Origin of the sequence: Butyricicoccus sp. OF10-2 (genome assembly GCF_003481925.1) — a bacterium.
In the GTDB taxonomy this organism is placed as follows: Bacteria; Bacillota; Clostridia; order Oscillospirales; family Butyricicoccaceae; genus Agathobaculum; species Agathobaculum butyriciproducens.
The window spans coordinates 51,669-72,744 of sequence record NZ_QUMC01000012.1 but is presented as its reverse complement, the minus strand read 5'-3'; the positions used below and the strand labels follow the sequence as shown (position 1 = coordinate 72,744).

Here is a 21,076-nt window from a genome sequence, read left to right as displayed (position 1 = left end):
AGAGGCTTCAAAGCCTCTCTTTTTCTATTTATTCTTCAGTTTTCTTTGCCGTCTTTTTTTCCGACTTGCCAATCTTCTGATTGATGTACGCCGGAACTTCCTTGAGCGGAATACCGAGTGCAACCGAAAGCTCGCTGTTGAGCAGTTCCTCGGCACGCTTGCGGTAGCGCTGATCGACCTGACTGACACGGCGTCCGTGCCAGCGCGACTTGGCGTAAACCGTCTTGATCAGCTGCACAAGCTCCTCGCAGTCGTGGCTCTGCAGCGCCGCCTGATAATGCTCATTCGCCATGCGGACACTATGGCAGACAAAGTGGTCCTCTTCGATGTCAGGAATAGAGTTGATAAGTTCCTCTGCTTTTTCGCGGGAGATTACCGGACGGGTAAACACCGGCGAATCCGTCGGAATATAGATGGTCTCCGTGCCCGTTACCGGTACCAGCGTATAGTACAGCTTATCCTCCTCGGTCTCGAACGGCGGCTTGCCGATTGACTCTACCCGGCACACACTGTTGGTTCCGTACACAATGAACTCTCCTGCCTGATACATCAAGATGCCTCCTCACACATCGCGTTTCATTCTGTTTCCGTTATCCACTTTTTCTGATATAATTATAGCACATTTTCTTGCAAATTGTAAGTTTTATTTGCTCTTTTCCTCATTTTTCGGCAATTTGACGTATATTTTCGCTGTAAAACCGCACGTCCGTGCGCAAAATTTCTCCTGCATATGAAAAAGCACCGTACATAAAGTACGGTGCTGAGACTGTCGAAAAACTTCGTTTTTCCGACAATCTGTGTTTTGACTTTGCAAAACACGGACGTCCGAAAGTTCCCATACGGAAACTTTCTCCCTCTGAAAGTATGAAAACCGAGGTACACGCCCCCGGTTTTCATGCATTTGCGCCGCAAATGCTATTTCATGCGCGCTGCCGCGCGGCAGCAGCGCTAAAACGGACTTTATTGACAAACCAAAGCACCGTACATAAAGTACGGTGCTTTGGATTTCAGCTTTTAGCCTTCGATTGCCGTGTAATCATCCGGAACGGTGATGCCCAGCTTCTCGCAGTTAGCCTTGTTGTACATCTTCGTAAAGTTCGGTGCAGACTGTACTTCCATATCGCCCGGGTTTGCACCGTTGGCGAGGATCTCGTAAGCCATCTCGCCGGTAGCCTGACCCAGCTCGTAGTAGTCGATCGACAGGGTAGCTACGCCGCAGCCGTTGCAGATGCCCTGCTCGCCTGCGATAACCGGAATATTTTCCGGGATAACAACGTTTGCAATTGCCTCGGTGCAGGAAGCAGCGGTGTTATCGGTCGGGATATACATAACATCGCTTGCCGCAGCAGCCTTCTGCGCTACGGAAGCAACGTCGTTGGAGTCGGTGAACGCATACTCGGTGCAGGTGTAACCCAGCTTCTCAAGCAGCGGCTTGATGGTGTCGATCTGGTACTTGGAGTTCGGCTCAGCGGAGCAGTACAGCAGACCTACGTTCTTGGCATCCGGGAACAGCTCCTTGAGCATGTCGGCCTGACCGTCGAGCGGTGCAAGATCGGTAGTACCGGAGATGTTGGTGCCGGTCTTGCCGGTCCAGTCGGATACGCCGAGTGCGGTGCCGTAGTCGGTTACCGAAGTGCCGAGGATCGGAATATCAGAGGTGCCGGCCTGTGCTGCCTGCAGTGCTGCGGTAGCGTTCGCCATAATGAGGTCCACACCCGCGGAAACAAAGCCGTTTACGATGGTGGTGCAGTTTGCGGACTCGCCGGAGGCGTTCTGCGAGTCAAACTTGACCTCGCCGCCGTCTGCCTCAACCAGCTCCTTCAGCTTATCCTGGAAACCCTGCGTAGCCGCATCCAACGCCTCATGCTGAACCAGCTGAACAATGCCTACCTTATAGCTGCCAGCCGAACCGGAATCGCTGCCGGAGGCTGCATTGCTGTCATCGCTGCCGGAGCTGCTGCCGCCGCAGGCAGTCATCGTGAGTGCCATGGCGCCAGCCATCAGCGCTGCGAGTAATCTCTTCTTCATGGGAAACCCTTCTTTGTTCAAATTTTACTTTTCACAGAACTTTTGCACTTCTGTTACTTCATCATTTTAGCAGTTAAAAGAGTGCAAGTCAAGTATACCGTTTAATTTTCTTACGATAAGAATTATCTATCCGTCATTTTTTACAATATCAACTTTGCAATTTGTTAACAATCTGTAAGGATTGTCAAATTCCAGTTGACCCTCGCTCCTGTCTATCGTACAATAGAGGTAACAAAAGCAGCACCGGTGAATCAGCTTCACGGTGCTGCTCTGCTACGATTTATATTACAATTTTTAAGGAGCGATACTATGAATATTTCGTTCTTCCTGAAACCCAAGGTAGAGGTTTCCTACTTAACCGAAAGCTGCCCGGTGCAGAAGGCCATTGACGACATGCTCCGCAGCGGCTTCACAGCGATTCCGGTGGTAGACGCCAAGGGCAAATACGCCGGAACGATTACCGAAGGTGATTTTCTGCGGCTAGTGCTGCATTACCCGAAGGAAACCCTCGAACAGCTGACCGTCGGTCAGGTTGAACTGCGGATACACCACCGCTCGGTAAGCATTGATGCACGCATGGAGGATATGGTCGATCTGGTCACAGCGCAGAATTTTGTACCTGTAGTGGACGGACGCGGTATCTTCTGCGGCATTGTCACCCGTCGGGATGTGATCACCTATCTGTGCAAGCAGCTCGGTAATTAGCGCAGCAGTTCGCGGTATGTATCCTCGCTGTCCGGCTGACCGACAACGGCCAGAGAAGCCTTCGAGCGGTCGAACACACGGCGGGCAAGGTTCAGGATATCATCTGCGGTCACACTGTCGTAGGAATCGAGCACTTCCTCGATCTTGGATACCTCGCCGCGCAGCAGCTCGCTGCGGCCAATGGTCATCATGCGGTTGCCGGTGTTCTCCAGACCCATGAGCAGCGTTGTCTTGACCTGCTCACGGCAGCGCGACAGTTCATCCGGCGCCGGGCCGTTCTGGCAGAATTCATCGAGTTCACGCAGGATGAGATCGAGCGCCTTTCGCTCGGTTTCCTGTCCCAGACCGGTGTAGATGGACAGCAGGCCGGTATCCAGATGCGGCGTGGTGAACGTGTAGATGGAGTAGCACAGGCCGTTCTGCTCGCGCACGCTCTGGAACAGGCGGGACGACATGCCGCCGCCAAGGATGGAGCTAAGCAGGTTCATTGTAAAGCGGTCCTCGCTGACAAGCGATACGCCCGGAAAGGACAGGCACAGGTGGTTCTGCTCGATCTCCTTGTCCCTCAGGAACAGGCTCGGCTGATAGGCTGCCGGTGTGATAACGTTTTTGCCCTCGCCCTCCATCTCAGAGAACAGCTCCTCGATAAAGTCGAGATCATCATCGGTAAAGTGGCCGGAAACCGCAACAACTGTATCCTGCGGGCGGTAATATTCGCGCATATACTTGTGCAGTGTTTCCGAGGTCATCAGCTCGAGCGTTTCCGCCGTGCCGAGGATTGGGCGGCCGAGTGCCGAACCGTCGTAGCAGCGCTCGAACAGCTTGTCGATGGCGACATCCTCCGGAGAATCCTCGTACATGTCGATCTCCTCGAGAACGACACCGCGCTCCAGCTCCAGATCCTCCTGTGCAAAGCGGGAATGCAGGAACATATCCGCCAGCAGAGCCACTCCGTTTTTCAGCCGGCTGTCCAGAACCTTCATATAGTAGCAGGTGCATTCCTTATCTGTGAATGCATTCGCCTGCCCGCCTAATGCGTCGATCGCGATTGCAATATGGCGGGCAGAGCGTTTTTCTGTGCCCTTGAAGATCATGTGCTCGATGAAATGCGATACGCCGCCGAGCTCTGCGGGTTCGTATCGGCTGCCGTTGCCGACCCAGATGCCGACCGACACCGTGCGCATGTTATCGATCCGTTCGGTAATCAAGCGCACACCGTTCGGGAGAATTCGTTTTACATACATAGGTTTTTACCTGCTTTCTGTTTGTACTCTTTCTCTCTATTTCTTATAGCAGTTATCGCCATATAAGAACAGGGGACATGATCGTCGTCATGTCCCCTGCTTCGTTCTCTAACGATCACAAGTTTAATAATACACCTTATTCCCGTTTTCGTCCAGACTGTATCGGTCACCATCGCAATCATAATAGTCACCGGTGTCGGAATCGTACCAGCCGCCTTCCTCCACAAGGGATTCCGGATCCACAGCAGTGGTATTCGACTTGGTATCCGTGCTCTTGGACGAATCGGTCGTATCCGTATCGGACTTGCTGTCCGTGCCGGTATCATCGTCGGTCGTGCCGCTGCTGATATCCGCGTCATCATAGATGTATGCATGGATATGGTCGGCTGCAACGTCCAGATCGTAGGTGATATACTCGCCGGAATTACCGGAATAACTCCACTCGCCATCCACCGGAATACGGGTGTGCTCAAGTGTCGGAATGCCGTTCTTGACCGCGCCGACGATCAGCGACGCCATATCAGTCGGCGAAAGCGAGGTCGTGACATACGGAACCAGCTTGCGCATGCTGCCGATCAGCTCGGTGGCGCTTGCACTCTGCAGCTTGGTGAAGATGGCGTTCAGCACAACGCTCTGACGCTCCACGCGCGCCCAGTCATCGCCGGTATCGCCCTTGCGGATACGGCCATAGCACAGCGCCTGCACGCCGTCCAGCGTCTGCAGGCCGGTCTTCTCCACGCCGGAGACTCCTTGCCCCGCTCTGCGCCGTAGTCCTTGATGACACGGTTGAGCTCCTTCAGCTCGTTATCGTTCTGCACGTCGATATCCACGCCGCCGATCGCGTCTACGATCTGCACCAGCTGCTCGAAGTCTACGGCAACGTAATCCTTGATATCCGTGCCGAAATTCTCGTTGATGGTGCGGATGGCAAGACTCGGACCGCCGCGGAAATACGCCGCATTCAGCTTGTCCTCACCGTAGCCGTCGATATCTACCAGAGAATCGCGCATCAGGCTGATGAGCTTGATCTTGCCGCGCGTGTTGTCCACGGTAACGATCATCATGCAGTCCGAATGACTCTGCTTGTCGCCCTCGCGGGTATCCAGACCGAACAATGCAATATTCGTAATATTTTCGTCCGCTGTGACGCTCGCCGCCAGATCTTCATCGGACAGCGAGGAGTCATAGGTATAGCCGAACATCGTGCGGTAGCCGTACAATCCGATGCAGAACAGGATCGCCAGCGCCACAACAGCGGCCATCGTGCGGAACAATGCACGCTGCAAGCGTTTGAAAGACATAGTGTTAGTCCTCGAAAGACTTCTCGGTCAGTTCGTGTACACGCAGGGTATTGGTGTAGTAAACCTCGCCTACCGGCATACCTGCGGTGATGGTGATAACGTCGCCAACGCGCAGATCGAGCGCAGTTACCGCTGCCTTCTCGGACAGATGGTACAGCTCAGTGCCGGACTGCGGGCGCTTTTCAACCAGAATCGGCTTTACGCCCCAGGACATGGTCAGGCGGTTAAAGGTCTTTTCACTCGGGGTAGCGGCGATGATCGGCGCGCCCGGACGGTAGGTGGATACAGCGCGAGCGGTAGAACCGGACTCGGTAAACGCTACAATGCCCTTAACGCCCAGATCAGCGGAGGTAGAGCAGGTTGCGTGCGAGATTGCCAGCGTCTTCGTGTCGCCGTCTACGTCCATGTTCTGGAACTCAAGACGGGTTACACGGCGGCGGTCGTAGTGGATGGTCTTCTCTGCGTTCTCTGCGATGCGGCTCATGGTGCGAACGGTCTCTACCGGATACTTGCCGACAGAGGTCTCACCGGACAGCATGATAGCGGAGGTGCCGTCGTAAACAGCGTTTGCAACGTCGGAAACCTCTGCACGGGTCGGGCGCGGGTTCTTAGCCATGGACTCGAGCATCTGGGTAGCGGTTACAACGCGCTTGCCACGGGAAATGCAGGTCTTGATGATGGACTTCTGGATCTCCGGCAGCTCCTCAAACGGAACCTCAACGCCAAGGTCGCCGCGGGCTACCATGATGCCGTTTGCCTCATCGAGAATCTCCTGTACGTTGTTTACGCCTTCCATGTTCTCGATCTTGCAGATGATCTCAACATCTTCCTTGCCGTGTGCCTTGAGGATCTCCTTGATGTCGCGGACGTCCTGTGCGGAACGGGTGAAGGAAGCAGCGATAAAGTCGATGTCCTGAGACAGACCGAACTCAATATCCTCACGGTCCTTATCGGAAACGAACTTCATGTTCAGCTTGATGCCCGGTACGTTGATGGACTTGCGGTTGGAGAGCGGGCCACCGTTGAGCGCCTTGCACACAATGTCGGTGCCGTTCTTGATCTCCTCGACCTCGAATGCAACCAGACCGTCGTCGATCAGGATGCGGGTGCCCGGCTGAACGTCGTTCGGCAGGCCTTCGTAGGTGATGGAAACGATGGTGTTGTCACCCTCGATATCGCGGGTGGTCAGCGTAAACTCCTGACCCTCAACAATCTCGATCTTGCCGTCCTTATAGGTCTTGGTACGGATCTCCGGACCCTTGGTATCCAGCATAATGCCGACCGGCATGCCAAGCTCCTTGCGGGCTGCCTTAACGGCGTCCATGCGAGCCTTGTGCTCCTCATGAGAGCCGTGGCTGAAGTTCATACGGGCAACATTCATGCCTGCCTTGATCATCTCGGGCAGTACAGCATCAGTTGCGGGACCAAGCGTGCAGATAATCTTCGTTTTGCGCATCGAAACATATTCCTCTCTATAACAATATGGTTTTAATAATAAAATTCTCTATACGTATACGTTTTTTATTTTAGCAGTTTTCCCGACACTTTGCAATCATCACCCGAACCCCATTTGGATTTTCATGCTTTTCGACAAAAAAGCAGACCCGCACCGCAAACATCTTGTGTTTTATGATACGCTCTTGTATAATAAAGAAGTATTCCCGTTTGAGAGTATGAAAAACATGAATGAAATGCTTTATCTGTATAAATAGATAAGGTTCTTTAGGAGGATATAGACTATGGCAAATCCGGTTTTGGTGATCATGGCGGCAGGTATGGGCTCGCGCTACGGCGGACTCAAGCAGATCGACCCGATCGGTCCGAACGGACAGATTCTGCTCGATTATTCCATCTACGATGCACACCGTGCAGGCTTTGACCGCGTGGTATTCATCATCCGTCCCGAGCTGCACGAGGCGTTCGAGGACGCCATCGGCAAAAAGGCGCGCCGCTTCATGCAGGTGGACTACGCTTATCAAACGCTCGACAATCTGCCGGACGGTCTGACCGCACCGGAAGGCCGTGAGAAGCCGCTCGGCACCGCGCATGCCGTGTGGTGTGCAAAGGAGCTGACCGCCGGCTGCCCGATCGCCGTTATCAACGCGGATGACTTCTACGGCGCAGATGCATTTCGCAAAATGTATGATTACCTGTCTGCCGCACAGGATGACGACAAATTCCGTTACTGCATGGTCGGATATCAGGTCGAGAACACGCTCACCGAAAATGGCACGGTCTCCCGCGGCGTATGCACCGCAGACGAAAACGGTCTGCTCGCACATATCATCGAGCGCACCGCCATTCACCGCGATGCGGACGGCATCATCCGCTATGATGCGGACGGCGATGCACCCGCCGGTGAGATTGCGCCCGGCACGCCGGTGTCGCTCAATCTCTGGGGATTCACCCCGTCGTTCCTGCCCTCGCTTGATGACGGCCTGCGTGAGTTTTTCGCAGGCAAGCTGCCGAACAATCCGATGAAGGCAGAGTATTATCTGCCGTTCGCGGTGGACACACTCATCAAGGACGGAAAGGCGACCGCAAAGGTACTCACCACGGATTCCCGTTGGTACGGCGTCACCTACCGCGAGGACAAGCCGACCATCTGCGCTGCCGTTGCAGCTATGACGAAAAACGGCGATTACCCCGCTGATCTGTAAAAAGCGAGGTTGTTTATGGATTTTTCTACTGAATTTGTTGCCTTGCGCGACAAGCTGCTGAACGGGCAGGATCCGCATTTCCGTTCCCAGCAGAACGTACAGGTTTCCGGCCGAATGACGGCGCTGCTGAGCGTTTTCAACTCCCGCACGGCCCGCAAAATCCTCGGTCTGATGCCCACCGGCGGCACGAGCCACGCACACGAATACCGTCTGCTGTTCGCCGTGCCCTCGCTCGATGAGCAGACACTTGACGACTGGTGGAAGTACGCGCAGCAGGTCAGCGCCGAGCTGGTAAAGCCGGACGAAAACCACGATTTTTCGCTGATTTCGGTCATTCTTGCCGCCGGCGAGACTGACAAAGCCGTGCTCAAAAAGCTGAAAAAACTGTCTGATGAGCGCAAATACCAGAGCGACAAGCACGGCTGGTCGTCCATCCGTCTGGCGGTCGTGGATCTTGATACGCACAAGGTGCACACCAACCGCATGGGCGATTCGCTGAAAAACATTCTCCAGCCGCTTGTCTGAGACAAATTCCCGGACAAAAATACGGAAAACCTCTTGAAAAAGTGCACTTAATATGATATAGTATCATGTACGCATATTGCGCGCATAGTCTCGTTATGCGCGATAAGAAAAATGAAAAGCAGTGGAGGAAATTACCTATGACTACCGCACAAATCGCTCTCTCGGTCATTATGATCGTTGCAAGCCTGTTCCTGATCGTTGTTGTTCTGCTCCAGCATGGTGCACAGCAGGGTCTGGGCGCTGTATCCGGCTCTGCAGACACCTTCTACGGCTCCGGCAAGGCAAGCGCATCCGACCGTATCTTTGCTCGTCTGACCTCGATTGTCGGCGTTGTTTTCGTCATCATTGCAATCGTCCTGAACCTCATCCACTAAGATGCAGACGGTTCAGCGACTGCTCCTGCTGCTGTTTGCCGCGTTCGCCGCGCTGACAGTCCTGCAGCAGATCCGCTACGGCATGATCTGCGGACGCAGTGAGCAGGAGGACAAACAGGATGATCCCAAGGCCAAAGCGTGCCGTCAGCAAAGCACGATCTACGCGATCGCAGCCGCGGTCAGCCTGATCATCAATATCATCATCGGCGCACTCAGCAAGTAAAGCAAAAGCTGTCCTTTCGGACAGCTTTTTGTTTTGAAAAATATCAAGTAAATGCAAAAATCCGCTGCTTTACAGCGGATTTCGGGTTCCATATTGATGAATGTCGATATTATAGGGCAGCCGCCTCCCCTTGTCAAGTGGAAGGCGGCTGTTCTTTTTAGTCAAAAAGTGCTTCGATACGCGGTTTCGCGCCCTGCCACTCCTCAGTGTGCAGACAGCAAGGGATTCGTTCGGCATCTCCATCGTGCGTCCGTCCGGTGTCAGACCGGTGAGTGATGCGCCCTGCTCCTGTGCGGCGGCAAAGTCCGCCAGCGGCACGAACAGCATCTCCGCGACCTCCGGGCCGGGCCGGAACGGCGGAATGCCGTCGATACGCGCCAGAAATGTATACGCCAGCTCATCATCAAAGCCGCCTTCGCCGCGCGAGTAGCGCTGACGATAACTGCCGCCGTCAATCAAGTCGGCTGCTGTCAGCTGCAGTCCGCTCTCCTCCCGCGCTTCGCGCAGAACAGCGGTCTGCGGCGTTTCGCCCGGGTCGATATGTCCGGTCGAGGTCAGGTCGAACCCACCCGGAAATAAAGGCCGGTCAAACTGCCGCTGCTGTAGCCAGATGCCGCACACGCCATCCCGCTTACCGACCACCCACAGGTGGCACACATGGTGGAACAGCCCCTGCGCATGCACGACGGCCCGCGGGCGTTCTCCGCAGGCACGTCCGTCTGCATCGTAAACAGTGAGCAGTTCTCCGCCGTTCTGGCTGTCAATCAGCGCCTGCTTCTGCGGCCGCGTGAGCCTTTTAATTGCTGCTTCGCGCTGCATGGCCTCGCTCTGCGTGTCGAACATTTCACTGTACGCCAGCGTCACCGGACCGCGTCCGCGCGTGTATTTTGCACCTTTTCCGCTGTTGTGCGCCGCCAGTCGAGCCGTGAGGTCGTTCGTCCAGCCGCAGTACAGCGTATCATCCGCACAGCGGAGCACATAGGTATATCCGCTCATCGGCTTGCCCTGATATCGCGCTGCGCAAAGATCGTACAGCCGCGCTTTTTGATTTGCAGACGCACCTTCGCCTTGCTCTTTTCACTATTTCCGCTGCCGGAAACCAGTATTACTTCGACCTCCGTACCGGGCGGCAGCAGTTCCACCGCGCTGTTGAACACCGGTGCCGGATAACCCGCCCAGACCGGCGCCATCAGCACCACTCTGTCATAGCCGACAAACAGCGGCATACCGTCCAGCGCGACCGCCTTCTGCTTGACGGCCTCCGGGCAGCCGCGCACAAACGCGGTGAACCGGTTGTACGGCGTTTTCGGCGTAAGCTCAATCAAATCGGCGTTCCGCGCCTTGGCTTCCGCGCGGGCGTATGACCGTGTTGTGCCGCCGAGCGAGTAATATGCTACTGCGGTTTTCATCAAAACCAACTCCTTAGATGCGTTTTCCGTTGAATTTCTGCGCGGCAGCGGCACAGTCCTCCGCGATGATGCAGGCAGCCGCGTTCACCGCGTCCTCGCACGCCTTGTCGATAGCCTTCTGCTCCTCCGCCGGGAACTTGCCGAGCACCCACGCCGCCAGATCGTAATCCGGACGCGGCTTTTTGCCGACGCCGATCTTCACGCGCGGGAAGTCCTCGCTGTTCAGATGATAGATAATGTTTTTCAGGCCGTTCTGTCCGCCTGCCGAGCCTTTTGCGCGCACGCGCAGCGTGCCCACATCGAGCGACACATCGTCCGACAGCACGATAATGTGCTCCGGCGGGATTTTGTAGAACGAAGCCGCATCGCGCACCGCTTCACCCGACAGGTTCATGAACGTCTGCGGCTTGAGGAACAGCACGCGCTTGCCGCCGAGCATACCCTCACCCGCCAGTGCCTTGAACTTCATGCGGTCGATCTTCTGTCCGCTGCGGGCGCAGTAACCCTCAAGTGCACGGAAGCCCGCATTGTGACGGGTATTGTCGTACTTCGTACCCGGGTTGCCCAGTCCGACCACGATCCACTCGATCGGCTGGGATGCCTTTGCGGCTTTTTCTTCATCCAACTTCTTAAAAATATCGAATATTGACATATTTTTCTCTCTCCGATGTCTGTTTAGTATGCCATGCTGCTGCCGAGCGTGTCGTCATTCTCCACCCAGTCGTGCACATTCACGGTGTCATATGTATCTGTGTCACGGCGGATAATCACCTTCTCAATGCCCGCATTGATGATGAGGCGCTTGCACATCGTGCAGGAGTTTGCGTCCGACATGATCTTTCCGGTGGACATATCGCGGCCGACCAGGTACAGCGTCGCGCCGATCATCTGGTCACGCGGAGCGGCAATAATGGCGTTCATCTCCGCATGCACCGAGCGGCAGAATTCGTATCTTTCGCCGCGCGGAATGCCCATCTTCTGACGAATGCAGGTGCCGATGTCGATGCAGTTGGCACGACCTCTCGGCGCACCGTTGTAGCCGGTGGATACGATGACGTCGTTCTTAACGATGACCGCGCCGAAGTTGCGGCGCAGACAGGTTCCGCGCTCAAGCGCAACCTGCGCCATGTCGAGGTAGTAGTTTGTTTTGTCCCGACGGTCCATTTTTGTTTCCTCCTTCTATATAGGAAAACCTGTTAGGTTTGATTGCGTTATTTTCATGCACTGATTATCCGGTGCCGGATAATCTCACCCGAAAAGGCACCCGTTTTCAAGATGCATCCGCCTTGCGGCGCACTGCGCTGCCCGCTCATCGTGTGTGATGAGCACCAGCGTATGCCCCGACCGATGCAATCGGTCAAACAGCTCCAGCACGCTGTCCGCCGCAGCAGGATCCAGTCCTGCGGTCGGCTCATCCGCCAGAATCACGCACGGTTCTGTCACGACCGCCCGTGCGATTGCCACCCGCTGCTGCTGTCCGCCGGAAAGCTGGTGCGGCCGGTGATTCGCCCGATCAGACAGGCCAACGTGCTCCAGAACCGCCAGTGCGCGTTTGCTCCGCTCATCCCGCGGAATGCCCTGCAGCGCCAGCGGCAGCGCAACATTTTCCAGCGCTGTCATGCCCGTCAGCAGCCGGAACTGCTGAAACACAAAGCCGATCTTCTCACTGCGCAGACGCGCCCGCTGTTTGGCCGGCAAATGTGCGACTGCTGCTCCGTCGAGCAGATATTCGCCGTCAGTCAGGCTGTCCAGCAGACCCAGAATATGCATGAGTGTGCTTTTGCCCGATCCGGATGCGCCGGTCACCGAAATGTAGTCACCGTCCTGCACGGTCAGATCGACTGAGTTCAGCGCACAAATGCCGTTCTTAGCATATATTTTACTCGCATGAATCAGTTTTAGCAATGCCGATTCACTCCTTCCCACCCTATCTTTGGCGGGAAGTATACTTATCATACCATGAATATGCGCTTTCCGCAAATTTGTATTGACATTGATCGGCATTGACCTTACTATTATATAGTAATCCGGTAGGAATACGCCACACGAAAGAAGGTTCCCCTATGAAAAATCCGCTGCGCTACCAGCTTTCCGAATATGACTGCGGTCCAACCTCCATGCTCAATGCGCTCGCATTCCTGTTTGAGCGTGAGGATATCCCGCCGGAGGCTGTCCGCAACATCATGCTGTACTGTCTGGACTGCTACGGCTCGGACGGCGTGAGCGGCAAAAGCGGCACCTCCTGTGCGGCGATGATGTTTCTCAGCAACTGGCTGAACGGCTTCGGCAAAATCGGCCGTCTTCACATCTCCACGCAGTATCTGTCCGGTCCGGCGGTGAATTTCGGGCAGAACAGCCGTCTGCGCGATGCACTCCGCTGCGGCGGCGCTGCCGTGGTGCGCCTGCACTTCGACGGCGAACACTATGTGACACTCACCGGCATTGATGAGAACGACATGGTGCGCATGTTTGACCCGTATTATCTTGATCAGCCGCTCGATACGGACGGCGTGCAGATGGTGTACGACCACCCGTGCGAATACAATCGGCTCGTGCCGCGCCCCTGCTTCGATCGTGAGACCCACGAGGTTTACGCGCTTGGCGAGATTGACACCCGCGAAGCCATTCTCCTGTTTAATGACCGGACGCGCCTGACGGCAGAGAATACCATCGAATATATGATTTAACGCCAAACGGCGGAACGATTTGTATCGTTCCGCCGTTTCAGTCTGTAAAAAATGATATCCCTGCCATTTCAAATAATCCGCGCGACAGCGCGCGTTAAATAGCATTTGCTTACAAATGCCAAAAAAGTCAGGGCGTGTACCTGACTTTTTTGACTTCTATAGGGAGAAAGTTACCGTATGGGAACTTTCGGACAACTTTGGAACGGCCCACGATCCGTTCCCGCTTGTCGGCGAAGCTGTAGTTTCACGACAGCCTCCACCGTTTTCATTCCGGCTGCTCCTCGCAGTATTTCTCCGTGTAGGCCGTTGCTTTGGGATCGCCTTTCGGCTCGCGTGTCTGCTCCCACGACGCAGCTCGGCCACTGCTGCCGAGTCAATATGCGCCGCATCATCGTACTGCGGGAAGGCCTTTGGCTCACGCTCTTTGTGATCGTGCCTGTGCATATAGAGAACGCTCCTTTCACACTGCAATGCGTTTGGACAAAAACTGCGCCGCCGACTGACACAGCTTGAGCAGCACCTCATCCGCCGTTTCGTCCTCTTTTTCGCTGACAAACGCGACACAGCCGCTGACATCGCCGTCTGTGATGATTGGCGCCGCCGCAACCACCGCGCAGCCGTCCTGAGAGGAGATAAGCACCTCCGGCTGCTCGTCCACACCGCGTTCGTAACATTCGCGGCGTTCCATCAGCTGCTCCAGCTCGGATGAAATACTCCGCTCCAGAATATCCTTTTTCGCACCGCCCGCTGCCGCAATCACCGCATCCCTGTCGCAGATGGCACAGCTCATGCCCGCTGTACGCGCCATAGCCTCCGCCAGCTCGGCGGATACCGCGCCCATCTCTCCCATCGGGGAGTATTTCTTGAAAATCACTTCGCCGTCGCGGTCGGTATAGATTTCTAACGGGTCGCCCTCTCGAATCCTAAGCGTTCTTCTGATCTCCTTCGGAATAACAACGCGGCCGAGATCGTCCCCTTATGTCAAGTAGGGGAAACACAAAAATATTTGTTTTTATTTCTCACAATAAAGCACGATTTTAGAGCTTTATACCCCAAAATTATTGCAAGTTTTTGCGACGGATTGTGTTATTTTAGGACACCATAACAAAAATCAATACCGAGATCACTTTGAGATCTCGGTATTTTTATTTACGGATTCCTCGATTCTATCGAACTTCCACACGATTTCTATGCTTTCGGTATCATAAATGATAACACGCTCTACTGCATCATATAAACATGTTTTCAGCTTAGCATCTGTGAGATTATCCATAGGGCGAAGCATTTGCCGGCGCTTCTCGTCAACTGATGCTATATTGTGCTTTTTCTGAATGTCAGCTTCACAGTCTTCGATTTGCACTTTCAGCATTGTCTGATGCTTTACGACAGCATTCTTTTGAAGCAGGTACTCATCTTTATTCAATACGCCTTCTCGATAGCTTTCGTAAAGTGCAATTTTTTCTCGATCACAGCTACTATACCGCATATTCAACAGAGAGAGCTTTTTCTCCAAGTCATTATCAGACGATAGGCTGTCCGACTGTTTTGTAGTAGCTTCAAGGCGAACAATACGAATCTGTCTTTTCAGCGCTTCGAAGATAATGGATTCCAAATCCGCTTTTCGCCAGCGAACATTAGCACACATGCTTGCTTTATGGTAGCGATGAGCAGGGCATGCAAATACCGTACCATTGGCTTTCTCCAGTTTTCCGCCGCAGTGAGCACAGAAGTACACACGATCAGACTGGTCATGAGATACCCTGACTGATTTTTTTCGGTGCGGAATCGCTTCTTGTGCTTGCTGATATTCATCACGAGTCACAATTGCTTCATGTGCATTTTCTCTAATGAACCATTCTTCCGGCGGAAGTCGGCATTGACTTTTGTCTCGAATAAATCTACTTTCTCTTGTGTGATTAACCATTGTACCAGTATATTTGATATTTTCTATCAGTTTGAGTACTTTCCAATGGGTCCATTGAGCCTTCGACTGGAAAGTCTTGCGAACTACGGATTTCTGTTGTGCCGGAGTAGGAATATTTTCTGCATTCAACTCTTTTGCTATTTGTGTGCAAGACTTTCCTGCGATTACATCCATGAAAATACGTCGAACAACCACTGCCGTGTTTGGCTCAATAATCAGATGATGTTTATCTGCCGGATCAACCACATATCCATACGGAGCAGTATTTACATACTTTGCTTCACGCTGTTTCATGCTCATAGCAGATTTAACCTTCTTGGAGAGGTCTTTACTGTAATAGTCATAGACAAGATTTTTGAAGGCTACATCCATACCTATGGTCTTGCCTTCATGCTGCAAACTGTCATAATGGTCATTAATCGAGATAAACCGAATACCAAGGAACGGAAAAATATGTTCCAAGTAATCTCCAACTTCAAGATAATCGCGACCAAAGCGTGATAGATCTTTCACTACAATGCAGCTTATCTCACCATGCTTTGCACATTCGATCATCCTTGTAAAATCCGGGCGCTGAAAGTTCGTACCTGAAAAACCGTCATCACAAAATTCCATTCGCGGCAAACTACAAAGCTGGGTGTCCTGGCTCAAATAGCTGTCAATAAGGGATCTCTGCGCGACAATACTGTTGCTTTCCTCTTTCAGGCTGTTAGAACGTTTATCCACATCTTCAAGCGACAGGCGCAGGTACATTGCAATTCGCTCTTTCATCAAGCCACCTCACCGGTAATCCGCTTACAAGCGTCGAGCAGCGCCGTTAGTTCATCCTTGAAATTTAGCTCAATTTCCAGCTTTCCGCTCTCGTGCAGCTTCATAGATGCAATGAATGCATTGACCATTTCGGAAGATACTTCAGTCGCATCCAGCAGATGTTCCATTTGGGATTGCCACTTCATGATTTCGTTCAGTTGCTCTGCTTCTGTATCTTGCACACATCCTCGTTCAGACAGTTTGTTTTCCAGAATATGAATATCTTCGCTAATCACATTCCTGTGATGCTGATATTCCTCCTCTGTCAGCAGGCCCTCCTTAAAATCAACATACATACCGCTGAGTAGCACCTGTTTGTGCTCCAACTTTTGACGCAGTATGCGAACCTCCTGCTCAGCAGGGCTTTGCATACGCTGCTGCGCTGCGGCTGTTGTCATAGCTTGCATGATCTTTGCTTTCTCTATAAAAGTGCTCGTCTGCGTTCTAATGAGAGAAAATACCGCTGTATCTAAATCCTTTTTTCTGATTTTAACGTCGCTGCAAGCCCGCGCACCATGCTCAGCATAAGTCGGACATTTGAATACATAGTATGCCTTATCGCCTTTAGAGCTAATCGAGCGGTGCATTTTCATAACAGCTCCGCACTTCGCGCAGGTAAACTTTTTCCCATAAATATTCTGCTCTCTCGGAAGATGCGCATATTTACCGCTATTGTTTTTCGCCTGCGCTGCGGCAATCTGGTTAACCTCTTGCACTTTGCAGAACAAGTTTTCATCTATCAACGGTTGATGCGTGTTTTTGACCACAATCCATTCCTCCGATGATGTGATATGATATGGTATTCCGTTGTACAAGCACTGACTTCCCTTTTTCTGCGCAAGATGGCCAATATAGACTACATTGTTCAGAATTTCTTTAATCATGTGTCTATTCCACAGTATCTTCCGGTCTTTCTTGTTGAAGTTAGTTTCTATCCCTCGTACTCGTTTAAGCTCACTGGGGGAGAGAATACCGGCATCATTAAGCCGTTTGCATATTCCCATATAGCTGATTTCTTGCGCACGCCACTCATAGATTTGTATAATGACCGGTGTTGTCTCGTCATCAATTATAAGATGATTCTTATTCTGCGGATCTTTTTTGTATCCGTACGGTGCATAGTTACCTATATAATCACCGCGTTCCATCTTGATACGCAGTGCAGACGTTACTTTGCGCGAAATATCTTTCGCGTAGAAATCATTGATGATGTTGGAAAGCGATATCGCAAGGTGACTCTCGTTTGTCATCGTTTCCGTATCCAGTCCGTCATTGACCGAAATAAATCTCAGGTTTAAGAAAGGACATACCTTTTCGATAAATCGTGCGCTTTCAATATAGTTTCGGCCCAGTCGGGACAAATCTTTCACAACAATGCACTCTACTTCTCCGGCCTTGGCTGCCTCGATCATACGCTGAAACTCCGGCCGGAGAAAATTTGTGCCGGTATATCCGTTGTCAACATATAAAGCGACCTGTGTCAGGTATGCGTGATTGGAAATATAGTTCTCTAAAAGAGTAATCTGATTATCAATCGAGTCTGAGCCTGATCCGTTATCTTCTACTGAAAGTCTGACATAAATCGCTGTTTTCCAGAGTCGGGCAGGAGCATCTAATGCCGCTGCCTGCACGCTCTGTTTTTTTCTCGATACTCTTGCCACTTATATCACCCCTTTTACAAGCTGCGCTGCTTGCTGCGTTTGTCCGGTTTGCTCTTCTTTTAGAAAAGCAACAATCGATGCAAAGCGATCTCCATGCATCAGCGCAACGTCAATATCTTTACTTGCATGGATGCGGATATTATCAATCAGATTTACCACTGTGCTTCGAGTTAATTCCTGTATATTTTTGTACTGCTTGAATTGCTCCAGCCATCCTTGCTGTGCCACCAGTCCGTCCATCACACTGTTGCGCTCACTGATAAGCTGATTGACTGCTTCAGTAGCTTCATTGATTTGTATATCAAACTGGGCTGTAAAAGCCTTATATTCCTCGCGCGTAATAAATCCGCTTTTGAAATCTTCGTATGCACCAACTTTCAGCCGTCTGTTTTTTTCAATCATTTCTTCTTGAAACGAAATTTTGGCATTGATCTTTTCGATTTCACGATTTTCCCATGCCAAACGATCAATTTGCTCTAATGCAGCCGACATATTCATAGCAGCCGCAATATGACCCTGTACAACGGCCAGTACCGTATCATAAACAATAGATTCCTTAATGATGTGGGAAGAACACGACTTTTTATCATGTTTGTTGCCATTGCACACGAAATAAGCATATTCTCGTTTGCCGTGATGATTTACCTTACGCACCATCGGACTTCCACAATCAGCGCAAAAGATTTTACCGGAAAACGGATGTACTCCGGGAGCCCCTGCCGGACTGCGCGTATCTTCCAGCATAATTTTACGGACAAGGTCGAACTGTGCAGGAGAAATAATCGCTTCATGTGCGTTTTCGGTGCGCGACCACTCTGTCTGCGGCTTTGCAATCGTCTTTTTCACCTTGTGATTCGGAGAAGTTGTCTTTCCCTGAACCAGCGTGCCTGTGTAAACTTCATTTCTCAGAATACGATATATAGCAACTGCACTCCAAACAGCAACTTTTTTTGTTTGAAAGCAGGTACGCTGCTTCGATCCGTGCGCCTTTTTATATTCGATAGGTGAAGGAACATTGATCTCATTGAGCCTGTCTGCAATCCGATTCGGGGATAAACCTTCAATTTTCCAACGAAAAATATCTTGCACTACCGATGCAGCAGGGGGATCAATCACTAACTGATTTTTATTGTCCGGAGCACGCATATACCCAAACGGTACATGAGCGCCTACAAACTGTCCATTTCGCCGCTTGGCATCCAGATTACTTCTTACCTTAATCGAAATGTCACGACAATAGGAATCATTCATCAGGTTTTTGAACGGCAGCACCAATGCATTGTTGCCGGCATCCGGCTTGGCATTATCATAATTATCATTGATTGCGATAAAGCGAACGCCCAGGCGAGGAAATACCTTCTCAATGTATTCACCCGCACCGATATATTCTCGGCCGAAACGCGATAGATCCTTTACCACAACGCAGTCTATCTCACCGACACGGATGGCCTCCATCATGCGCTGAAACTGCGGTCGGTCAAAATTCGCACCGGTATAGCCATCATCGCAATATTCCCGTACAACTGCGATTTCCGGATGCTTTTTCAAATATTCCTTGATCAACAGCCGCTGGTTGGAAATACTGTTGCTTTCCGTTTTTTCATTTACAACAGAAAAGTCGCCATCTTCCCTTGATAATCGCAGGTAGATGGCGGCCTTATACTCTCTGTCCAATGTTAGGTTTAACATAAAAACGCCACTCCTTACTTTATTTCGATCATCTATCCGAAAACAAGTATGCAGTGGTGTTTCGCTTGATTTTGTCCATGCCTATTATAGCATAGTACCATTCGCTTATCCAGCGAATTTTACTGGAACAAGATAAATCTTTTTCCATATTACATACTTGCTAAAAGGTTCACAAAATTATCATTGAGAGTTTCCTGTGTATTCGCATAAGAAACTCTCACAATAGTCTCGCCTACCTTAAACATATAGGGATTCTTGATTTGCTCTACATAGGATTTCATTCGTTCCTCTATCGGCAATGTTTTGTCGATCTCTACGTCACGAATATCCACCAGAGAGTCAAGCAGTTCTTTTCGATTTTCTTCCATTTAATCACCGCCTTGTACGATACATTATAACCATAATTTTCCTCGCAATTCACAACAGCATAAATCTTATCTGCAAATTGATGGACAGCAGCAAAACTGCTGTCCATTGTATTCACCGACAAGATCTTACGACCTTTTTCAGTATTATATGGCATATTTGCAGCTCGCCCCCTGCCAATATGGGAATGCTGCGAACTGCCGCTGGTTGTCGGCATCACGGGAATTTCACCCCTCCGAGGATCGCTCCGAGCCGCTTTACTGATAGAAAACGGGAGTATCATTATACCTGGTCACTGTATCATCGCAAGCAACCGTACCACACGGTTGTTATAGTTCATCGTGATTCGCTCGTCCGATTGGAGTCATGGCGCCGAAAACTGTGTTGCTACACAGTACCGGAAAGATCCGCAGCACTGATATCCTATTGTCAAGGTTCAGCAATCGAGATGAAATGTGATCTTAGGCTGGGTATCAGCCTGTTCGAGGACACCTTGTCAGATGTGCTCGAACAGAATGATAAGGCAGCGCATTCATCAGGAATATCTATTTGTATGGTGATGCGCTGCAAACCACAAACATCTAACTAATGGTTGAAATCAAAAATAGTGGCTATAACGTTTCATATACTCTTCTACGGTTTCACGAACCGATGTCACAAGCTGTTCTTCCATCACTCTGCGCCCAATCGAATTATACTCCGGCGGTATGTATCCAATCATATAGTCCACCGAAGTTGAAAAAAACGCTGCCAGCTTGCACAGATTGTCAATGCTCGGAGAACGTACACCGCTTTCATACGCCGAAATGGAAGAGCTCGTCATACCAAGTTCCTTTGCAAGCTGCTGTTGTGTCAAATTTCTCTCTAAGCGAAGTTTCTTTATATTTTCAGGGAGAATGTGTTTCATAAGGGTGTGCTCCATGTGCTTCATTCGATTGCGCAAGTTGATAAAACAGACTGATGACCTGTTGCCTATATATAGAATACCAAATTTTAGTCAACAGTTGGTGTTTTGAGTACACGAATCGTGGAATTTCAAAAATTTTTTTTGCTCAAGCACTTTTATTCGCGTGTTGTAAAATGAAGTTGCGCATTTAGTCAAATAAAAGGTCCACAGCGAGTGCCTCTGTGTTAGGGCAATACCGCGCAATACAATTTCATAAAACAGGAAAGTGCCCAACCCAGAAAAAGGTCAGACACTTCTCAAAAATCGCTTACGAGGCAACACTGAATTAGTAACCGTCAAATCTCCCTCCCCACAAAGCAAAGCACCGGATACCATCAAGGTATCCGGTGTACAATCAGAATATATCGGCTTCCGGTGCAATGCCAAGGAATTCATCCACGGCATTCGTTTCCGTTTCCAACTTCGCCAGCCGGGCAAACTCAGGACCGTTATCCGTTGTGATGGTACGGAATACCTTGCCGAAGTAATCCCACAGTTCAGACTGCATCTTCTGAAAGGCGGCC

General features: G+C 51.3%; 24 protein-coding genes and 1 pseudogene. 6 read left to right on the top strand and 19 right to left on the bottom strand.

Going from position 1 to position 21,076, the window contains the following annotated elements:
• Positions 1-28 precede the first annotated feature (28 nt).
• Both DXB00_RS08115 and DXB00_RS08110 read right to left on the bottom strand, forming a co-directional pair.
• Complete coding sequence (locus tag DXB00_RS08115) at positions 29-550, bottom strand: CarD family transcriptional regulator (RefSeq protein WP_119214777.1); 522 nt, start codon at positions 548-550, stop codon at positions 29-31.
• Positions 551-1,014: 464 nt separating this feature from the next.
• Positions 1,015-2,028 carry an ABC transporter substrate-binding protein gene (locus DXB00_RS08110; RefSeq protein WP_118729692.1) on the bottom strand — a complete coding sequence of 338 codons (1,014 nt, stop codon included), beginning with the start codon at positions 2,026-2,028 and terminating at the stop codon, positions 1,015-1,017.
• A 309-nt stretch (positions 2,029-2,337) separates the two neighbouring features.
• On the opposite strand from DXB00_RS08110, the gene DXB00_RS08105 reads away from it, so the two are divergent.
• A complete protein-coding gene (locus DXB00_RS08105; protein WP_118360983.1) occupies positions 2,338-2,733 on the top strand; it encodes a CBS domain-containing protein in 396 nt (131 codons plus the stop codon).
• Here the strand turns inward: DXB00_RS08105 and DXB00_RS08100 are convergent.
• From DXB00_RS08100 to pyk, 4 genes are all read right to left on the bottom strand, one after another.
• Positions 2,730-3,977 (bottom strand): M16 family metallopeptidase, encoded by a 1,248-nt coding sequence (locus DXB00_RS08100; protein ID WP_118729691.1) that lies wholly within the window; start codon positions 3,975-3,977, stop codon positions 2,730-2,732. The genes DXB00_RS08105 and DXB00_RS08100 overlap by 4 nt on opposite strands.
• Positions 3,978-4,100: 123 nt before the next feature.
• Positions 4,101-4,715, bottom strand: a complete 615-nt coding sequence (locus DXB00_RS08095) for an LCP family protein (protein ID WP_119214776.1) — start codon at positions 4,713-4,715, stop codon at positions 4,101-4,103.
• Positions 4,598-5,278 carry an LCP family protein gene (locus DXB00_RS17695; protein ID WP_119214781.1) on the bottom strand — a complete coding sequence of 227 codons (681 nt, stop codon included), beginning with the start codon at positions 5,276-5,278 and terminating at the stop codon, positions 4,598-4,600. Before DXB00_RS17695 ends, DXB00_RS08095 begins: the two co-directional genes overlap by 118 nt.
• A gap of 4 nt (positions 5,279-5,282) precedes the next feature.
• Positions 5,283-6,734 carry a pyruvate kinase gene (pyk, locus tag DXB00_RS08085; protein ID WP_118729690.1) on the bottom strand — a complete coding sequence of 484 codons (1,452 nt, stop codon included), beginning with the start codon at positions 6,732-6,734 and terminating at the stop codon, positions 5,283-5,285.
• Between the two features lie 283 nt (positions 6,735-7,017).
• Here pyk and DXB00_RS08080 point away from each other — a divergent pair, with 283 nt between their 5' ends.
• The 4 genes from DXB00_RS08080 (at position 7,018) to DXB00_RS08065 (ending at position 9,060) form a co-directional block, all read left to right on the top strand.
• The gene (locus DXB00_RS08080; protein WP_118729689.1) at positions 7,018-7,938 is read left to right on the top strand and encodes a nucleotidyltransferase family protein; all 921 of its coding nucleotides are present in this window, start codon (positions 7,018-7,020) and stop codon (positions 7,936-7,938) included.
• A 15-nt stretch (positions 7,939-7,953) separates the two neighbouring features.
• Complete coding sequence (locus tag DXB00_RS08075; RefSeq protein ID WP_118729688.1) at positions 7,954-8,463, top strand: hypothetical protein; 510 nt, start codon at positions 7,954-7,956, stop codon at positions 8,461-8,463.
• A gap of 137 nt (positions 8,464-8,600) precedes the next feature.
• Entirely contained in the window at positions 8,601-8,837 is a 237-nt protein-coding gene (gene secG / locus DXB00_RS08070; protein WP_110436055.1) for a preprotein translocase subunit SecG, read from the top strand.
• Between the two features lies 1 nt (position 8,838).
• A complete protein-coding gene (locus DXB00_RS08065) occupies positions 8,839-9,060 on the top strand; it encodes a hypothetical protein (RefSeq protein ID WP_118729687.1) in 222 nt (73 codons plus the stop codon).
• A 69-nt stretch (positions 9,061-9,129) separates the two neighbouring features.
• Here DXB00_RS08065 and DXB00_RS18170 read toward each other — a convergent pair whose 3' ends face one another.
• From DXB00_RS18170 to DXB00_RS08040, 5 genes are all read right to left on the bottom strand, one after another.
• Positions 9,130-10,056 (bottom strand): GIY-YIG nuclease family protein, encoded by a 927-nt coding sequence (locus tag DXB00_RS18170; RefSeq protein WP_158581281.1) that lies wholly within the window; start codon positions 10,054-10,056, stop codon positions 9,130-9,132.
• Entirely contained in the window at positions 10,053-10,469 is a 417-nt protein-coding gene (locus DXB00_RS08055) for a flavodoxin (protein ID WP_118729686.1), read from the bottom strand. The genes DXB00_RS18170 and DXB00_RS08055 overlap by 4 nt, the downstream gene beginning before the upstream one ends.
• 13 nt (positions 10,470-10,482) lie before the next feature.
• Complete coding sequence (gene pth / locus DXB00_RS08050) at positions 10,483-11,121, bottom strand: aminoacyl-tRNA hydrolase (RefSeq protein WP_118729685.1); 639 nt, start codon at positions 11,119-11,121, stop codon at positions 10,483-10,485.
• Between the two features lie 23 nt (positions 11,122-11,144).
• Positions 11,145-11,633: a deoxycytidylate deaminase gene (locus tag DXB00_RS08045; RefSeq protein ID WP_118729684.1), complete on the bottom strand. Its 489-nt coding sequence runs from the start codon at positions 11,631-11,633 to the stop codon at positions 11,145-11,147.
• Between the two features lie 84 nt (positions 11,634-11,717).
• Positions 11,718-12,374: an ABC transporter ATP-binding protein gene (locus DXB00_RS08040; protein ID WP_199677291.1), complete on the bottom strand. Its 657-nt coding sequence runs from the start codon at positions 12,372-12,374 to the stop codon at positions 11,718-11,720.
• A gap of 158 nt (positions 12,375-12,532) precedes the next feature.
• On the opposite strand from DXB00_RS08040, the gene DXB00_RS08035 reads away from it, so the two are divergent.
• Positions 12,533-13,156: a peptidase C39 gene (locus DXB00_RS08035; protein ID WP_118729682.1), complete on the top strand. Its 624-nt coding sequence runs from the start codon at positions 12,533-12,535 to the stop codon at positions 13,154-13,156.
• Positions 13,157-13,616: 460 nt separating this feature from the next.
• On the opposite strand, the gene DXB00_RS08030 is transcribed toward DXB00_RS08035, so the two are convergent.
• From DXB00_RS08030 to DXB00_RS16340, 8 genes and pseudogenes are all read right to left on the bottom strand, one after another.
• Positions 13,617-13,997, bottom strand: coding sequence for a stage V sporulation T C-terminal domain-containing protein (locus DXB00_RS08030; protein ID WP_330427923.1), 381 nt, complete (start codon positions 13,995-13,997; stop codon positions 13,617-13,619).
• A 27-nt stretch (positions 13,998-14,024) separates the two neighbouring features.
• Positions 14,025-14,117, bottom strand: a pseudogene (locus DXB00_RS17950) (AbrB/MazE/SpoVT family DNA-binding domain-containing protein); the annotation flags it as partial.
• A gap of 162 nt (positions 14,118-14,279) precedes the next feature.
• Entirely contained in the window at positions 14,280-15,851 is a 1,572-nt protein-coding gene (locus DXB00_RS08025; RefSeq protein WP_119214774.1) for a recombinase family protein, read from the bottom strand.
• Complete coding sequence (locus DXB00_RS08020) at positions 15,851-17,551, bottom strand: recombinase family protein (protein ID WP_119214773.1); 1,701 nt, start codon at positions 17,549-17,551, stop codon at positions 15,851-15,853. The genes DXB00_RS08025 and DXB00_RS08020 overlap by 1 nt, the downstream gene beginning before the upstream one ends.
• Positions 17,552-19,240 carry a recombinase family protein gene (locus tag DXB00_RS08015; RefSeq protein ID WP_119214772.1) on the bottom strand — a complete coding sequence of 563 codons (1,689 nt, stop codon included), beginning with the start codon at positions 19,238-19,240 and terminating at the stop codon, positions 17,552-17,554.
• A 149-nt stretch (positions 19,241-19,389) separates the two neighbouring features.
• Positions 19,390-19,608, bottom strand: coding sequence for a DUF6870 family protein (locus tag DXB00_RS08010; RefSeq protein ID WP_119214771.1), 219 nt, complete (start codon positions 19,606-19,608; stop codon positions 19,390-19,392).
• A gap of 596 nt (positions 19,609-20,204) precedes the next feature.
• Entirely contained in the window at positions 20,205-20,513 is a 309-nt protein-coding gene (locus DXB00_RS08005; RefSeq protein ID WP_158581280.1) for a helix-turn-helix transcriptional regulator, read from the bottom strand.
• A gap of 394 nt (positions 20,514-20,907) precedes the next feature.
• Positions 20,908-21,060: a hypothetical protein gene (locus DXB00_RS16340; RefSeq protein WP_158581279.1), complete on the bottom strand. Its 153-nt coding sequence runs from the start codon at positions 21,058-21,060 to the stop codon at positions 20,908-20,910.
• Positions 21,061-21,076 lie beyond the last annotated feature (16 nt).

Coding starts and splice junctions, on each gene's coding strand:
- DXB00_RS08100 (WP_118729691.1), bottom strand. CDS start 3,977: ATGTATGTAAAACGAATTCTCCCGAACGGTGTGCGCTTGATTACCGAA.
- DXB00_RS17695 (WP_119214781.1), bottom strand. CDS start 5,278: ATGTCTTTCAAACGCTTGCAGCGTGCATTGTTCCGCACGATGGCCGCT.
- DXB00_RS08025 (WP_119214774.1), bottom strand. CDS start 15,851: ATGAAAGAGCGAATTGCAATGTACCTGCGCCTGTCGCTTGAAGATGTG.
- DXB00_RS08005 (WP_158581280.1), bottom strand. CDS start 20,513: ATGAAACACATTCTCCCTGAAAATATAAAGAAACTTCGCTTAGAGAGA.
- DXB00_RS08115 (WP_119214777.1), bottom strand. CDS start 550: ATGTATCAGGCAGGAGAGTTCATTGTGTACGGAACCAACAGTGTGTGC.
- secG (WP_110436055.1), top strand. CDS start 8,601: ATGACTACCGCACAAATCGCTCTCTCGGTCATTATGATCGTTGCAAGC.
- DXB00_RS08030 (WP_330427923.1), bottom strand. CDS start 13,997: ATGGGCGCGGTATCCGCCGAGCTGGCGGAGGCTATGGCGCGTACAGCG.
- DXB00_RS08080 (WP_118729689.1), top strand. CDS start 7,018: ATGGCAAATCCGGTTTTGGTGATCATGGCGGCAGGTATGGGCTCGCGC.
- DXB00_RS18170 (WP_158581281.1), bottom strand. CDS start 10,056: ATGAGCGGATATACCTATGTGCTCCGCTGTGCGGATGATACGCTGTAC.
- pyk (WP_118729690.1), bottom strand. CDS start 6,734: ATGCGCAAAACGAAGATTATCTGCACGCTTGGTCCCGCAACTGATGCT.
- DXB00_RS08010 (WP_119214771.1), bottom strand. CDS start 19,608: ATGGAAGAAAATCGAAAAGAACTGCTTGACTCTCTGGTGGATATTCGT.
- DXB00_RS08110 (WP_118729692.1), bottom strand. CDS start 2,028: ATGAAGAAGAGATTACTCGCAGCGCTGATGGCTGGCGCCATGGCACTC.
- DXB00_RS08065 (WP_118729687.1), top strand. CDS start 8,839: ATGCAGACGGTTCAGCGACTGCTCCTGCTGCTGTTTGCCGCGTTCGCC.
- DXB00_RS08035 (WP_118729682.1), top strand. CDS start 12,533: ATGAAAAATCCGCTGCGCTACCAGCTTTCCGAATATGACTGCGGTCCA.
- DXB00_RS08075 (WP_118729688.1), top strand. CDS start 7,954: ATGGATTTTTCTACTGAATTTGTTGCCTTGCGCGACAAGCTGCTGAAC.
- pth (WP_118729685.1), bottom strand. CDS start 11,121: ATGTCAATATTCGATATTTTTAAGAAGTTGGATGAAGAAAAAGCCGCA.
- DXB00_RS08055 (WP_118729686.1), bottom strand. CDS start 10,469: ATGAAAACCGCAGTAGCATATTACTCGCTCGGCGGCACAACACGGTCA.
- DXB00_RS08045 (WP_118729684.1), bottom strand. CDS start 11,633: ATGGACCGTCGGGACAAAACAAACTACTACCTCGACATGGCGCAGGTT.
- DXB00_RS08015 (WP_119214772.1), bottom strand. CDS start 19,240: ATGTTAAACCTAACATTGGACAGAGAGTATAAGGCCGCCATCTACCTG.
- DXB00_RS08105 (WP_118360983.1), top strand. CDS start 2,338: ATGAATATTTCGTTCTTCCTGAAACCCAAGGTAGAGGTTTCCTACTTA.
- DXB00_RS16340 (WP_158581279.1), bottom strand. CDS start 21,060: ATGCAGTCTGAACTGTGGGATTACTTCGGCAAGGTATTCCGTACCATC.